The sequence below is a fragment of the Alteromonas sp. a30 genome (genome assembly GCF_026788005.1).
GTDB lineage: Bacteria > Pseudomonadota > Gammaproteobacteria > Enterobacterales > Alteromonadaceae > Paraneptunicella.
In genome coordinates, this window is sequence record NZ_JABEPE010000007.1 from 47,259 (window position 1) to 62,749 (window position 15,491).

The following is a 15,491-nucleotide window of genomic DNA, read 5'->3' on the forward strand; positions in this document are numbered from 1 at the left end:
TTAAAACATGTCTGAACCATTGATTACACTTGCCCAACTAGAGCAAACCGAAGATTTTGTGCGTCGTCATATTGGTCCAAGTGAGTCCGAAATCCACTCTATGCTAGATGCGGTGGGCGCGACTTCACTCGACGACTTAATGGAACAGACTGTCCCCGGCAGTATCTTAACTGAATCCGGCACCAGTGTGGGGAGCAGCAAAACCGAAGCGCAAGCCTTGGCAGAGCTAAAAGCCATTGCAGGACAAAACCACATTTTCCGTTCGCACATTGGTATGGGTTATGCCGATACCTTCACGCCAAACGTGATTTTACGTAACGTTTTGGAAAATCCGGGTTGGTATACCGCCTATACACCTTATCAGCCGGAAATTGCACAAGGTCGTTTAGAAGCCTTGCTAAACTTCCAGCAACTCACCTTAGATTTAACCGGACTCGAACTTGCCTCAGCCTCGTTGTTAGACGAAGGCACGGCTGCCGCTGAAGCCATGACCTTGGCTAAGCGTATGTCGAAAAACAAAAAATCGAATAGCTTTTTTGTTGCCGACAATGTTCACCCTCAAACTTACAGCGTTGTGAAAAATCGCGCCGATATGTTTGGTTTTGATGTCGTTGTTGGCAAAACCGAAAACGCCGCTGAGAGCGACTGTTTCGGTGCGCTATTGCAGTACCCAAGTAGCACTGGCGAGATCCAAAACATCAGCGACATTATTGCGGCGGTACAAGCCAACAAAGGTATTGTTTCCGTTGCTGCCGACATCATGAGTTTGGTGTTGTTGAAATCGCCAGGTGAGTTAGGTGCAGATGTGGTATTAGGTTCAGCACAGCGTTTTGGTGTACCCATGGGCTACGGTGGACCACATGCGGCCTTCTTCGCCACTCGTGACAAATATAAGCGTTCATTGCCGGGCCGTATTATTGGTGTTTCCAAAGATACCCGAGGTCGTCCAGCTCTGCGAATGGCATTGCAAACTCGAGAGCAACATATTCGTCGTGAAAAAGCCAACTCAAACATTTGTACCGCGCAAGTCTTGCTCGCCAATATGGCGTCGTTTTACGCGGTGTATCATGGGCCAGAAGGCTTAAAAACCATCGCACAGCGCATTCATCGCTTTACCGATATTTTGGCATCGGGCTTACAACAAAAAGGTTTCGAACTGGCGCACAATACATGGTTCGACACCATCACGGTTAATACTGAAAACAAAGAAACTATCGTGCAAGCCGCGCTCGCTAAAGGCATTAACTTACGCACCGATTTAGACGGACAAATTGGTATCAGCTTAGATGAAACCACCGTGCGTTCTCACATCGAAGACTTGTTTGAGATTTTCTGCGGTGTGGATCACGGTTTAGACGTTGCCGCTCTTGATGCCAACATTGTGGCAAACGGCAGTGCGTCAATTCCGGCTGAATTGCAGCGTGATAGTGCGATTCTTACCAACGAAGTGTTTAACAAGTACCATTCTGAAACGGAAATGCTGCGTTATATTAAGTCGTTAGAAGATAAAGACTTAGCGCTGAATCATTCCATGATTTCCCTTGGTTCATGCACCATGAAACTCAACGCCACAGCGGAAATGATTCCGGTAACGTGGCCAGAATTTGGCAAACTTCACCCGTTTGCACCGGTGGACCAAGCGCAAGGCTACAGCACCATGATTACCGAGCTGGAAAGCTGGCTGGTGGATGTAACAGGGTACGACACCATGTCGATGCAGCCAAACTCTGGCGCGCAAGGTGAATACGCGGGCCTTATCGCCATTCAAAAATACCATGAAAGCCGCAACGAAGGGCATCGTAACATTTGCTTAATACCAAGCTCAGCGCACGGCACAAACCCTGCGTCTGCCAACATGGTGAGCTTAAAAGTGGTGGTGGTCGATTGCGATAAAAACGGCAACATCGACTTAGCCGACCTTCGCGCCAAAGCTGAAGAAGCGGGCGATAACTTGTCGTGCATCATGGTGACATATCCTTCTACGCATGGCGTGTACGAAGAAACCATCAAAGAGGTGTGCGAGATCATTCACGCTCATGGCGGCCAAGTTTATATGGACGGCGCCAACATGAACGCGCAAGTGGGTATTACCTCACCGGGTTCCATTGGCTCAGATGTATCGCACTTAAATTTGCACAAAACCTTCTGCATTCCGCATGGCGGCGGCGGCCCGGGCATGGGCCCAATCGGTGTGAAATCACACTTGGCGCCTTTTTTACCGGGACACAACGTGGTTGATATAAACGGCGAACACGCCGCTAACGGTGCCGTTTCCGCAGCGCCGTGGGGCAGTGCGTCTATTCTGCCAATCAGCTACATGTACATTAAAATGATGGGGTCTGCTGGCCTGCGTAAAGCAACACAAGTCGCCATTCTAAACGCCAACTACATTGCCAAACGCTTAGAACAACACTTCCCCGTGTTGTATCGTGGACGCAACGACAAAGTGGCGCACGAATGCATCATCGACTTACGCCCACTTAAAGAAGCCAGCGGCGTAACCGAACTGGATGTGGCAAAACGCCTTAACGACTACGGTTTCCACGCGCCAACCATGAGCTTCCCTGTAGCGGGAACCTTAATGATTGAGCCAACGGAATCAGAAGCCCTTGCCGAGCTAGACCGCTTCTGCGATGCCATGATTGGCATTCGACAGGAAATCGCCAAAGTACAAAGCGGCGAATGGAGCAGCGACGACAACCCGCTTCATAACGCGCCACACACGCTAGCCGACATTTGCGACAACGACTGGAACCGCAGCTACGACAGAAACCTAGCCGCCTACCCAGTAGAAGCCGTACGCCGCAACAAATTCTGGCCAAGCGTCAACCGCATTGACGACGTATACGGCGACCGCAACCTAGTATGCTCCTGCCCAAGCGTGGAGAGCTATCGGGAAGAATAGGGATGTAGCAATAACTGATAAGCATGAAAAAGCGAACCATCGGGTTCGCTTTTTTCATGGGTAAAAATTATTATTTCATGTAATATAAATTACAAATGAATAAAAATAAGCTGTTGGACAGTGCATACACTTTTTACGTGGCTTGGTAATCGAGATATTGAAAACATGGAGCAAGAGCTAAACGCTGCGATTGTTTCACTTGCGACAAAATCTGAAGTTCCATTCGACAAAATCGTTATTCTTTCCAATAAAGATGAAGCTAAGTGGGATTCGTTTGAACGTTTTTTGAAAAAACGTATGGCGATGATAAGCCGACCATCTGAAGATATTAAAATCCACTTAGCGCAAATCCAAAGCCCAATTGACTACCAATCTATTTCAATCGAAACAGAGAAGTGGATCACAAAGCTATCTGAAGAATCTGACACGCTCTCGATCAACCTAACATCTGGTACACCTGCAATGACAACCCTTTCTGTGCTTCATGGCAAAGGCAAGTCAAATACGCGTTTTTTACAATCTTCACCGAAAAGCGTTATTGAAGAAGTCGAAATACCAATAGATTTCGGTCAAGAATACGTCAAGTCTGCCTCAAAGAATATTGCTCATTCAGCGACATCATTACCGAAAATACAACATGCGTTTTCTGCGATAACGGTCAGCTCCAAAGCGATGTGTGAGGTGGTCGAAAAGGCAAAGAGAATCGCAGCCTCTGAAGTACCTGCATTGATTCTGGGTGAAACAGGAACAGGTAAAGAGTTGATGGCAAATGCCATTCATAAAGGAAGTCTAAGAGGAAGTAAGCCCATAAGAGTTGTAAACTGCGGTGCGCTTGCTGAAAACCTAGTTGATTCAACATTGTTTGGTCATAAAAAAGGCGCATTTACAGGGGCTGACAAAGACTACACAGGTTTGTTTGAACAAGCTAACCATGGAACTTTATTTTTAGATGAAGTGGGTGAATTAAAACCTGATATACAAGTTAAGCTCCTCAGGGCATTACAGCAAGGTGAAATTACCAGGCTCGGCGATACCAAAACCATTAATGTTGATGTGCGCGTTATTGTCGCTACTCATCAAGATTTGACCGCCTTGATTGAACAAGGGGATTTTCGAGAAGATCTGTTTTATCGCCTAGCTGTTGGTATTATCGACATACCACCGCTTAGAGAACGACTAGACGATATACCACTCATCGTTGAACAACTGACAGACCAAATTAATGAATCGGGGTCGAAACACCCAGAGTATCTAAGTAAAAAAGTTTCCGAAAACGGAATTAAATTTATTTTGGCGCAACCATGGCTAGGCAATATTCGTGAATTATGGAGCACATTGAACCGCGCTTTTCTGTGGACAGATTCAAAACTTGTCGGTGAAAAGGAACTATCCGAAGCTATCATTAACAGAAGAATTGGTGAACGAAATAATGAAGTAACTCTCTCTTATAATGATGCGGTTGATATAGTTCAACTAACTGAAAAATATCAAAAAAATTATGTTGAGGCAGCATTAAAAGCAAGCGGGAATGTTAAGAGGCACGCTACTCAAATGCTAGGGTTAAAAGATCATCAAACGCTAACAAATTGGATGAAGCGATTGGGGATTCAAAATGAAAAAGAACAATAATTTCGAATTTGGCACTGTGCTTGCCATGTAGGAAGCAACACAAGGAATAATTAGGAATGAAGCAATCAATGAATTTTGAACACATCCAAAACAAATGGCCTGAATTGCATCAGCTTGCAGCATTTGCAGAAGATTATGTGATCAGTGACCCACAAAGCGCTTTAGTAAAGTTGCGTTGCTTTGCCGAAAAAGTAGTTGGCTATTTGTATAAGGAGCTTCGCCTACCTGTATTTCCGAATTCTAACATCTATGACAAGTTAATCTCAGATGACTTCACAAGTGTTGTACCTAGCCTAATTACTGACAAACTTCATGCAATCCGTAAAAGTGGTAATCAAGCTGCCCATGAAGGAAAAGTCGATCAACAGCAAGCTATCTGGATATTAAAAGAAAGTTACTTTGTCGCGAGTTACCTCTTTATGGCTTATGCGGGAGGCCAGCAAGAAGATTGTCCTGAATTTACGATTGATTATTTTAAGGAAAGACAAACAAAACCAAAAGACCAATCTGGGGCAGAGTTTGTTAAAAAGAACAAGCAACTTGAAAAACAGCTGGCTGAAAATAAAGCGCGATTAAAGAAAGCACTAGAGGAACTGGAAGCCGCTAAAAAAGCACAAAAGCTAGCGCAAATTGAAGCATCCAAACTTAAACAAGCAATTGATACTGAGAAAGCCAACCAAATACAGGCGCGAAACAAACAAATCACATCAAGCTTCAATTTTAATGAGGCTGAAACACGCGACCGTATTATTGATATGGATTTACGCGCAGCGGGTTGGAATGTCTCACTAGATAAAACCAGTACCGATGAAGTGGGCAAAGAAGTAAAGTTACCACATCAGCCAACAAATACTGGGAACGGAAGAGCTGATTACGTACTGTGGGATGATGATGCTAATCCATTGGCGGTTATTGAAGCAAAGCGTACTCGAGAATCGGTTGAAAAAGGCCGCGAGCAAGCGAAAATCTATGCCGATGCCCTCGAAAAGCAATTTGGTCAACGCCCAGTAATATTCTATTCAAATGGCTACGACATTCGTATTTTAGACGATGCGCAAGGCTATAACAGCCGCAAGCTTTATGGTTATTATTCAAAAGATTCGTTGCAATACCTCATTAAGCAACGAACGTTGAAAAAAGATCTTAACCAAACGCCTATTGATACTGATGTTGCAGGTCGTATGTATCAAATGGAAACCATTTCGCGTGTTTGTGAGCGTTTCGCTAACAAACACCGTAAGTCTCTTATTGTACAAGCAACGGGGACGGGAAAAACGCGTGTATCTATCGCACTGGCGAAACGCCTGTTGGATGCGGGTTGGGCAAAACGAGTGCTATTCCTTTGTGACCGTAAAGAGTTACGTAAACAAGCGGCTAATGCCTTTAACGAATTTACCAAAGAGCCACTTTATGTGGTTGGCAAAAGTAAAAAAGAAGCCGCAAGCAGTGCTCGCGTTTTTATCGCAACCTATCCGGGCATGATGCGCATATTCCAAAAGTATGATGTTGGCTATTTTGATCTGATTGTTGCCGATGAATCACATCGCTCCATTTACAATATTTACGGCGACATATTCAAATACTTTGATGCGCTAGAAGTTGGCTTAACCGCAACCCCAGTTGAAATGGTGTCTCGTTCAACCTGTCAGCTATTCGGTTGTGATTTCAAAATGCCGACGGCCAATTACCCACTAGAGCAAGCGATAGAAGACGGTAACTTGGTCCCCTACAAAATCGTCAGCTTTACCACGAAATTCTTACGTGAAGGGATTAGTAAAGATAATCTCACCGACGAGCAAATAGCTCAACTTGAGGAGCAAGGCGTTGATCCTAATGAATTGGATTTTGATGCTAAAGAAATAGACGATGCTGTTAAGATCACAGGAACTAATGAAGCGATACTAAGAAACCTGATGGAAAAAGGTTTACGTGATGTAGACGGGCAGTTGCCCGGTAAGACGATTGTCTTTGCACGGAATATCGCTCACGCCGAACTTATGGTTAACCTATTTGCTGAAATGTATCCGCAGTTGGGTAGTAACTTTTGTCGAGTTATTCATTCGAAATATGAACGTGCTGAGGCGCTAATTGACGATTTCAAATCAACGGAAGAAAACAGCATTCGCATTGCGGTCTCGGTTGATATGCTCGACACCGGTATTGATGTACCTGAATGTGTAAATCTCGTATTTGCAAAACCAATTAAATCGAAAGTGAAGTTCTGGCAAATGATTGGGCGTGGTACGCGTTTATGTAAAGATCTCTATGCTGGTGGAGAGAAGGGTGAGGGAAAAGACAAAACCCACTTCTTGATTTTCGATCACTGGGATAACTTCGAATACTTCGATATGGACCCAGAAGAAGAGGACGTTAAACAGTCTAAATCGCTAACGCAAAAGCTATTTGAGTCACGCTTGTTATTGGCTGAAACCTCACTTAAAAAAGCCGATGTAACAACCTTTGATGAAGTGATAAAACTCATTCACCAAGATGTGTGTTCGCTCGATATGAATACCATAGCGGTGCGTGACAATTGGCAAGTAGTTGAAGCGTGCAAAGATGCAAAGTACCTCAACCAGTTTGCACCAGAAACTAAAGCGAGTCTTTATGAGCATATTGCACCGCTGATGCAATGGCGCAACATTATGGGCCAATCAGAAGCGTATAAGTTTGATAATGAAATCGCCATTATTCAAACCATGCTCTACACCGACCCAAGCCAAATTGACCTTGCGCGACAAGCCTTAATGGTAAAGATAGAAAAGCTGCAAATGCACTTAAATGAAGTGCGTGCAAAAGCAAGTTTTATTGCGGATATTCAAAAAGCGGAATATTGGCAAAACTTAACCGCATCAATAGACGGTTTTGAAACACTGGAAACCAGTCGTAAGGCATTGCGAGGCGTTATTCACTTGAGAGAAAAAGGTATTCAACCGCTTTCAAAAGAAGTCATCTTAGACATCAAAGAAGATGAAGCTGACTATCAGATTACGCAGCGTCCTACCAAGATAGTGTCTATTGACTATCAAATCTTCCGCCAAGAGGTAGAAAAAACCCTAGCACCCTTATTTGAAACCGAGAGTGTGCTACAAAAAATCCGTGCAGGTAGCCCAGTTACCGAAGATGACATTGCTCGATTAAACGCCTTGGTTCACATTCAAAACCCGAATGTTGACTTAAACACCTTAAAAGAGTTTTACCCAGATTCAACGGCAAGCTTAGATAAAATCCTACGTACCATTGTTGGTATGGATAAAGAGGCAATTGAGCAAAACTTTACGCATTTCATGCAGCAAACACATACCCATATGAATGCGAAACAACAGCGTTTTATTGGTTTATTAAAAAATCACCTCGTGCGATATGGCGTTATCAAAATAGATCAACTTTACGATGCGCCATTTACCCAAGTACATGACATGGGCTTAGATGGCGTGTTTAGTGAAGCTCAAGCCGATGTGATAGAACAATTTATTAAACAGTTTGATGTGGAGCTTGGTAATAAAAATCAAATGGTTAATAAAGAAGTGGGTGTATAAGTGAATAGTCAGTTAGAAATCTACCAAAACGAAGATGGTAGTTTGCAATTAACCGTTGCTTTGGAACAAGAAAGCTTTTGGTTATCTCAACAACAGCTTGCCCAGTTATTCAATACTTCAACCGATAATATTAGTCTACATCTAAAGAACATCTATCAATCAGGTGAACTTGATGAAATGGCAACTACCGAGGATTACTCGGTAGTTCGTCAAGAGGGAAAGCGTCAGGTAAAACGTAAACTAAAACACTACAATCTTGATGTCATTATTTCTGTCGGTTATAGAGTAAACTCAGCCCAAGCCACTCGTTTTCGCCAATGGGCAACAAAAACGCTTAAACAACACTTGCTTAAAGGTTACACCCTACATCAAGATCGCTTAACCCAAAATGCCAACGAACTTGAAAAAGCACTACAACTCGTAAAACGTGCCGCTGCTTTACCTCAAAATAGTGAGTTTGGCGCAGGCTTAGTTGATATTATTGCCAATTACACCCAAACATTTTTATGGTTACAACAATACGACGAAGGCTTGTTAGAAACACCTCAAGGCCAGCAAGGTGGTGAGTTAACGCCACTAACCGATGCTAAAATTGCCATTGCTGAACTTAAGAAAAACCTTATCAATAAAGGCGAAGCTACATCCTTATTTGCACAACAACGTGCAGATGGTTTAGCCGCAATTTGGGGTGCGTTAGATCAAACAGTATTTGGTGAACCCGCTTATCCAAGCGTAGAAAGCAAAGCAGCGCACTTATTGTACTTTGTAGTTAAAAACCATCCATTTAGTGATGGCAATAAACGTACTGCGGCATTTTTATTTGTCGATTTTTTAAATAGAAACAACCGATTACTAAACCAACATTATCAACCAGTCATAAATGATACCGGCCTGGCTGCCATAACCTTGTTAGTCGCCGAGTCCAAACCAACAGAAAAAGACACCATTATTCGCTTAGTCGAGAACTTATTAAGTGCGAATTAAATGGCCAAATTATTTAGAAGTAAGTCGGGCGTTAGCCCGAAAATAGGAATATTCAGTAGATGATCACAGGTCAGCTTAAAAGCAAAATAGACAAACTTTGGGAAGAGTTTTGGACGGGCGGCATAACCAACCCGCTAACGGTAATCGAGCAAATTACCTTTTTAATGTACGCCCGAATGCTTGATATGAATGAGCAAGCCGATGAAAAGCGTTTCACGAGAACGAAAAAGCCGTTTACACGCCGCTTTAAAGACAACGAACAACACTTGCGTTGGCAAAATATACGTCATTTAGGCGCCGAAGAGCTTTATAAAGTCGTTAAGGACGAGCTATTCCCATATTTCTCTAAAGCCAATGACGATGAGTCAACCGAGGGCGCTATTTTCAACGAGTTTATGAAAGACGCGCAGTTGATGATCCAAAAACAGTCGTTATTGGTGAAAGCGGTAGAGATGGTGAACGACTTACCGCTAGAAAACTCTGATACCAAAGGCGACTTATACGAATATCTATTAAGTAAGTTAACCACCGCAGGTATTAACGGCCAGTTTAGAACGCCACGCCACATTATTCGTGCAATGGTAGAAATGATGGACCCTGATAAAAACAGCCGTATTTGTGACCCATCAACGGGCACAGGTGGTTTCTTATCAGTGTCTTACGAGTACTTACTTGAAAAGTACACCTCAACAGAAGGAATTGAACGAGAGCCGCTATTTGATATTGATGGCAAGCCGCTGCTCGACAGTAACGGTAATCAGCTCGAAAACGTCTTGTATTCAGGTGATTTAATTGACGAAGACGCACGCAAACACATTGACACCGATATGTTCCACGGCTTTGACTTTGACGCCACTATGTTACGTGTTGCGGCAATGAACTTAGTGATGCACGGCATTAAGCAGCCCGATATTCACTACCAAGATACCTTAAGCCAATCTTTCTTAGAGAAGTTCCCGAATGAAGCAAAGTCCGGCATGGAAATTATTCTCGCCAATCCACCGTTCAAAGGGTCTTTAGACGAAGAAGACGTTTGCCCTGAAATTTTACGTAAAGTAAAAACCAAAAAGACAGAGCTACTTTTTGTTGCACTAATTGAGCGTATGTTACGTGTGGGTGGTCGCTCAGCCACTATCGTGCCTGATGGCGTATTATTTGGTTCATCCAAAGCGCACCAACAATTGCGTAAATTGCTGGTGGATAACAACCAGCTTGAAGCGGTGATTTCACTGCCTAGCGGCGTGTTTAAACCCTATGCAGGCGTATCAACGGCGATTTTAATCTTCACCAAAGGCGGCACCACCGATCACGTTTGGTTTTATGATGTTCAAGCCGATGGCTTCTCGCTCGACGACAAACGCACACCGATTAAAGATAACGACCTGCCTGATTTAGTTGCACAGTTTAAAGCCCGTGATAAAGCCGAAGCGATAGAACAAGATAAAGCGAGAAAAGCTGACGTGCAGGGAAGCACTAATGCCGCGGGTGCAGGACGTACAGGCGCGGCTTTTTGGGTAAGCAAAGACGAAATCACCTCAAACAAATATGACCTTTCTATTAACCGCTACAAAGAAGTGATTTATGAAGAAGAGGAATACGATCCGCCAAAAGAGATCTTAGGCAAGTTAGTGTCATTGGAGAATGAAATTCTTAATGACTTAAAACAACTTGAGGAAATGATCTAATGACGAAAGCTGTTTTAAAGCCGACCTTAAAGATGACATGCAGGGAAGCACTAATGTCGTGGGCGCATGGATGCGCAGGAACGACGCTGGAGGCGATGCTGTGATTAAATTGGGATGCGATGAATCGTTACCTAATAATTGGCGCTGGGTTGAAGCAAATGACGTAATGGATGTTAGAGATGGTACTCATGATTCTCCTAAGGCTGTAAACGAAGGTATACCTCTTGTAACTTCAAAAAATCTTGTTGGAGGAAAAATTGACTTCTCAACCTGTAACTTGATTTCAATGGAAGATCATGAAGCTATTTCTAAGCGTTCATCAGTTGATGATGGTGATATCCTTTATGCAATGATTGGTACTATAGGTAATCCAGTTATAGTTGAAAAGTCGCGAGAGTTTTCAATTAAAAATGTAGCACTCTTTAAGTTTACTAAGGGTACAGCAGTCTATAATCGTTATATTTATCATTTTTTAAATAGCAATTTGGCTATTCGTCAATTTCAAAGTAATTCTAGGGGGGGAACACAGAAGTTTGTTTCACTAGGAAACATTCGCAGTCTGCAAATTCCACTTCCACCACTTGAAGAACAAAAACGTATCGCCGCGATTTTAGATAAAGCAGACAGCGTGCGCCGCAAACGCCAACAAGCTATCGACCTCGCCGACGACTTCCTCCGCAGCGTCTTCCTAGATATGTTTGGTGATCCTGTTACCAATCCCAAGAGTTTACCTCAAGTCAAGTTAACTGAACTCTCAGACGTAATTTCTGGATATGTGTTTAAAAGCGCTGAATATATTGAAGATGGTGAAGATTCGGTAAGGCTTTGTCGCGGAGCCAATACCTTGACAGGGTATTTCGATTGGAAAGATACAGCCTATTGGAATAAAGAAAAATTAGCTGGAATTCAAAATTATAAAATAAAGGCTGGAGATGTCATTTTGGCAATGGATCGTCCGTGGATTTCTAGTGGATTGAAAGTTTGTGTATTTCCAGAAAATGAAAGGGATACGTATCTTGTCCAGCGTGTAGCGAGAATAAGACCCAAAAATCCAAAATATACTGACTTTTTGTATGCCAGCATATTGTCTAAGGCTTTTGAAAAGCACTGTTGCCCGACGGAGACAACAGTGCCACATATTTCGCCTGTGGAATTGAAAAACTTTAATGTACTAGTGCCTGATGAAAAGCTCGTGGATAAATATCACGATGCAGTTGTCAAAGTACGAAAGTCTAAATTAGCAATGCAAAAATCATTAATAGAAGCATCAAATGCTTTCAACTCACTAAGCCAAAAAGCATTCGCTGGCGAACTATAGCTCTCAACCTAACACAAGAATAATAAGGAAGACTAATGGCACTTGATTTACGTAATACCTTAGTGGTGGGCATTTCGGCAACCGCACTTTTTGATATGAGTGCATCAGATAAAATATTTCGCGAAACTTATGAAGAAGATCCCGATACGGCGATTGAAGCGTATCGGGATTATATGCTCAAGCATGAAGACGAACCGCTAAAACCGGGGACGGGTTACTACTTAATTAAAGCGCTGCTTGCTTTAAATAAATACCAAGATGCAGATGATCGTTCGCCGCTAGTGGAAGTAGTGGTTATGTCGCGCAATAGCCCAGATACGGGCTTACAGGTACTTAATACGATTCGCCATGACAAACTCAATATTACTCGCTCAGCCTTTACCGCAGGAGAGTCGGTTGCAGACTACCTCGACGCCTTTGACGTAGATTTGTTTCTTACCACTAATATTGATGATGCGCAGCGCGTCATTGATTCAACCCAGTGCGCCGCGGCTATTTTGAAAAATCCTCCAATAAATGCGCCTAAAATACCTGAAGGTCAGGTCAGAATTGCTTTTGATGGGGATGCGGTATTGTTTTCTGACGAAAGCGAATTGGTATATAAAACGCAAGGTATGGAAGCTTTTCATGCTCAAGAAGATGAAAAGCAAGATATACCGATGCAAGACGGCCCGTATGCTAATTTATTAAGGAAATTGTCAAAACTACAAGACAGACTTCCCATTAAAGTTGAATACTCGCCTATTCGAATAGCCATCGTTACCGCCAGAAATAGCCCATCAGAAATGCGCGTAATTAAAACACTGCGGGAATGGGGGGTTTATGTTGATGAAGCGTTCTTTTTAGGCGGCGTAAGTAAAGATAAAGTATTAAAAGCCTTTAACCCTCACATCTTTTTTGATGATCAAGATGTGCACTTGGACGCCGCAGCTAATTTAGTGCCATCTGGAAAAGTGCCTTACCTCAGTAGTTCAGAAATGGCAGTAAAACAGCCCAATGTGAAAAAGAAAGCCTGATGAAGTTACTGTTCTCAGCCACCAATGCATTAAACAAATGGCTAAAAGCCGAGCTGCCGAGATTACCCACGCCTGAGGGTAAGCAAGCGGGTGTTAATACATTGAAGTCAGATAGCGCAACTATGTGCTGGCAAGCTCATATTATTGATAACCAATATAAGTCCTATGAAAAGACCATTATTGTTTGTGAGGCCAATAGTCGCTTCATTTTCTTCATACCTGTTACGACACGCTTAACTCTTGATGAGTTAACTAAGTTACTCACTATGGAGTGGCAGGCAATGTTGGCGGAAGCATTGGAAAGCTATCAAAGCGCTTATGGAAGAATGCCTAGAAGCGAAATAGCCCTGTTATTGAGTGATTTATCAGACCTAATATTTAATGTTGAGTGGGTCAAAAATACTGATTTAAGTATCAATGGGCATATTAGTGATGCGGGGCTTTGGATTGAGCAAATTGTAAGAGAGCAAGGTGTCTCTGAGTTATCAGCCCAACAAGCAATTGAGTTAGCCACTTATCTAAACACTTCTGTAAAACGCATAACAAAGAAAGAAACCAAGCGTAAAGAGCAGGTCTTTTCCAGTAAAGGAGCTATTAGCCTATTGTCAAAGTTTGGTTAAAAGTGAGTATCTTAGGGATGTGAACGAAGCTGCTTCACAGGATGATCTTGGCTCATCTAATGTAGTGTATTTAAAGAATTTTAAAAAATAAATTAACTTACCAAAAAGTGAATGTATTACTTTTGGTGGCGTTACTATAATTTTGATATTCACAAACTACCTGATGACTTCAAAAGTACCTAAAAAATTTGGTTTGAGTTGGTTTATTGTTGTGGGGAGACCATAACCTAGGGTATTCATGCCCAAGCGTTGAAAGCTATCAACAAATGTCTTCCGCTAACAACGCCTTATATTTTTCCACCATATCTTTATCAATTTCCTTGATTAGATTAGGTGATAAGCCTAGATGTTTGGCTTCATGACTAAATGAACGTGTTGTTTCAAATATTTCCTCAGCCATAAGCATAATCGCTTTCTTTGAAGATAACCCAGACTGAGCAGCTAACTGGTCTAGTGCGCTCTTTGGTGTTCGACCATTACCAGCAAATGCCGTCATATGTTCTTTGTAAGGGTTAGGGCTGTAAACAATGTCGTAGAAAGGCGATAACGTCCAGTTATCGGCGTCACTGGCAAGGAAACTGAAGTTCTTACTGTGATCATCTTGGTTAACCGTGAGGTAATTAAAGATGCAGCGCTTAATGAGCTTCTGAGACTCTGTAACACTGCACATGATGCGCGTCGCTTTCACTAAATCAACATAGTCCAATGAAGGCTCTCGAAACGGAGCGTCTAACAACCCACATGCAGAAATCATATGGACTCGACCGCCTTGCTCAGTGCAATCAAATCGTTCCTGTTCTAGCCAAAATTGTCCATTACCCGCGTCAATTAAAGTAAACTCAGGCACCTCAATACCGACATTACGGGCCATCTGCATGTAGCAATATTCGACTAATGATTCAGAGTGCTTCAAGTCAAATTTTTCAGATGTCAGCTTGACGATAAGTTTTGTTCCTAGCGCTTCATCTAATGTTGAATATTCCCCATTTGATAAACGTGTAATGTTCATTTTGGGTCTAGCACCACCCGATCCCCCCGTCTTCATCAAATGCTCAAGCAAAGCAGATTCGGTGCCTTCAAACTCTTCAATCGCAGCGCGACCAAGGGCAATGATATCAATTGACTCCTTGGACTCATCCAGTAAATCTAATGCGGGCTCATAGCTCAACGCACCCATGCATCTGTCACCTAGATAAGCCAATCGCTCTAGGGCGGTCACTTCCTTGGGGTTATGATTGTTCTGCCGAAGTACACGATCCATGAGATAAAGTCCCCAGCCATCGGGGAGACTATCGCCAAAAACGCCATGAATGCCGTAATGCGGCTCTTTAGGCGCAACTTGTAGGCTTGTATCAGCCTTTAAGTTGAACGGAGCCAGAGAGGTTGGGTGAGCGTCTAAATAAGCCTTATCAAATTGAAAGAAGCTGTGCTGACTATTTTCAACGAGCTTGCCGACAAGCACCTTTTCACCTGTGCTAAGGGTTCGTTTTACGGTTAGGGCTGATTTAAGCATGTTTGAGCACGTCCTCTACTGATTTAAATTCAGGATCAGGCGCCTTTGTCAGCTCTTTCACTTTTTTCAAGTCGCCGACTGTCTCATAAAGCATGAGAAACTGACGCAACGAGATATTGCCAGATGACTCAAACTTTCGGATTGTTGCGTAAGGCACACCAGAGAGGTCGGCCATTTTCTGAACACTGAGCTTATCTTTTTTCCGAGCGGATTTAATAAACTCTTTGAGTTCCATCTGCAAATCATAAGCAGTATAAAGGGATAACATACACGCCTCTTAAA

The 15,491-nt window shown here is 42.9% G+C and carries 10 protein-coding genes; 8 read left to right on the forward strand and 2 right to left on the reverse strand.

Annotated features, from left to right (window positions below; genetic code table 11):
• Positions 1 to 7: 7 nt before the first annotated feature.
• From gcvP to HJG39_RS08725, 8 genes are all read left to right on the forward strand, one after another.
• Positions 8 to 2,905 carry an aminomethyl-transferring glycine dehydrogenase gene (gcvP, locus tag HJG39_RS08690; protein ID WP_268408534.1) on the forward strand — a complete coding sequence of 966 codons (2,898 nt, stop codon included), beginning with the start codon at positions 8 to 10 and terminating at the stop codon, positions 2,903 to 2,905.
• 165 nt (positions 2,906 to 3,070) lie between these two features.
• Complete coding sequence (locus tag HJG39_RS08695) at positions 3,071 to 4,534, forward strand: sigma-54 interaction domain-containing protein (protein WP_268408535.1); 1,464 nt, start codon at positions 3,071 to 3,073, stop codon at positions 4,532 to 4,534.
• Positions 4,535 to 4,602: 68 nt separating this feature from the next.
• A complete protein-coding gene (locus HJG39_RS08700; RefSeq protein WP_268408536.1) occupies positions 4,603 to 8,073 on the forward strand; it encodes a DEAD/DEAH box helicase family protein in 3,471 nt (1,156 codons plus the stop codon).
• Positions 8,074 to 9,057 carry a virulence protein RhuM/Fic/DOC family protein gene (gene rhuM, locus HJG39_RS08705; protein ID WP_268408537.1) on the forward strand — a complete coding sequence of 328 codons (984 nt, stop codon included), beginning with the start codon at positions 8,074 to 8,076 and terminating at the stop codon, positions 9,055 to 9,057.
• A gap of 59 nt (positions 9,058 to 9,116) precedes the next feature.
• Positions 9,117 to 10,742, forward strand: coding sequence for a type I restriction-modification system subunit M (locus HJG39_RS08710; protein ID WP_268408539.1), 1,626 nt, complete (start codon positions 9,117 to 9,119; stop codon positions 10,740 to 10,742).
• 70 nt (positions 10,743 to 10,812) lie between these two features.
• A complete protein-coding gene (locus tag HJG39_RS08715) occupies positions 10,813 to 12,060 on the forward strand; it encodes a restriction endonuclease subunit S (protein WP_268408540.1) in 1,248 nt (415 codons plus the stop codon).
• Between the two features lie 35 nt (positions 12,061 to 12,095).
• The gene (locus tag HJG39_RS08720; protein ID WP_268408541.1) at positions 12,096 to 13,076 is read left to right on the forward strand and encodes a 5'-nucleotidase; all 981 of its coding nucleotides are present in this window, start codon (positions 12,096 to 12,098) and stop codon (positions 13,074 to 13,076) included.
• Positions 13,076 to 13,696, forward strand: coding sequence for an amino acid adenylation (locus tag HJG39_RS08725; protein WP_268408542.1), 621 nt, complete (start codon positions 13,076 to 13,078; stop codon positions 13,694 to 13,696). Before HJG39_RS08720 ends, HJG39_RS08725 begins: the two co-directional genes overlap by 1 nt.
• 259 nt (positions 13,697 to 13,955) lie before the next feature.
• Here HJG39_RS08725 and HJG39_RS08730 read toward each other — a convergent pair whose 3' ends face one another.
• On the reverse strand, positions 13,956 to 15,209 hold the full coding sequence (locus HJG39_RS08730; RefSeq protein WP_268408543.1) for a type II toxin-antitoxin system HipA family toxin: 1,254 nt from the start codon (positions 15,207 to 15,209) through the stop codon (positions 13,956 to 13,958).
• Entirely contained in the window at positions 15,202 to 15,477 is a 276-nt protein-coding gene (locus tag HJG39_RS08735) for a helix-turn-helix domain-containing protein (RefSeq protein ID WP_268408544.1), read from the reverse strand. Before HJG39_RS08735 ends, HJG39_RS08730 begins: the two co-directional genes overlap by 8 nt.
• Between the last annotated feature and the right edge of the window lie 14 nt (positions 15,478 to 15,491).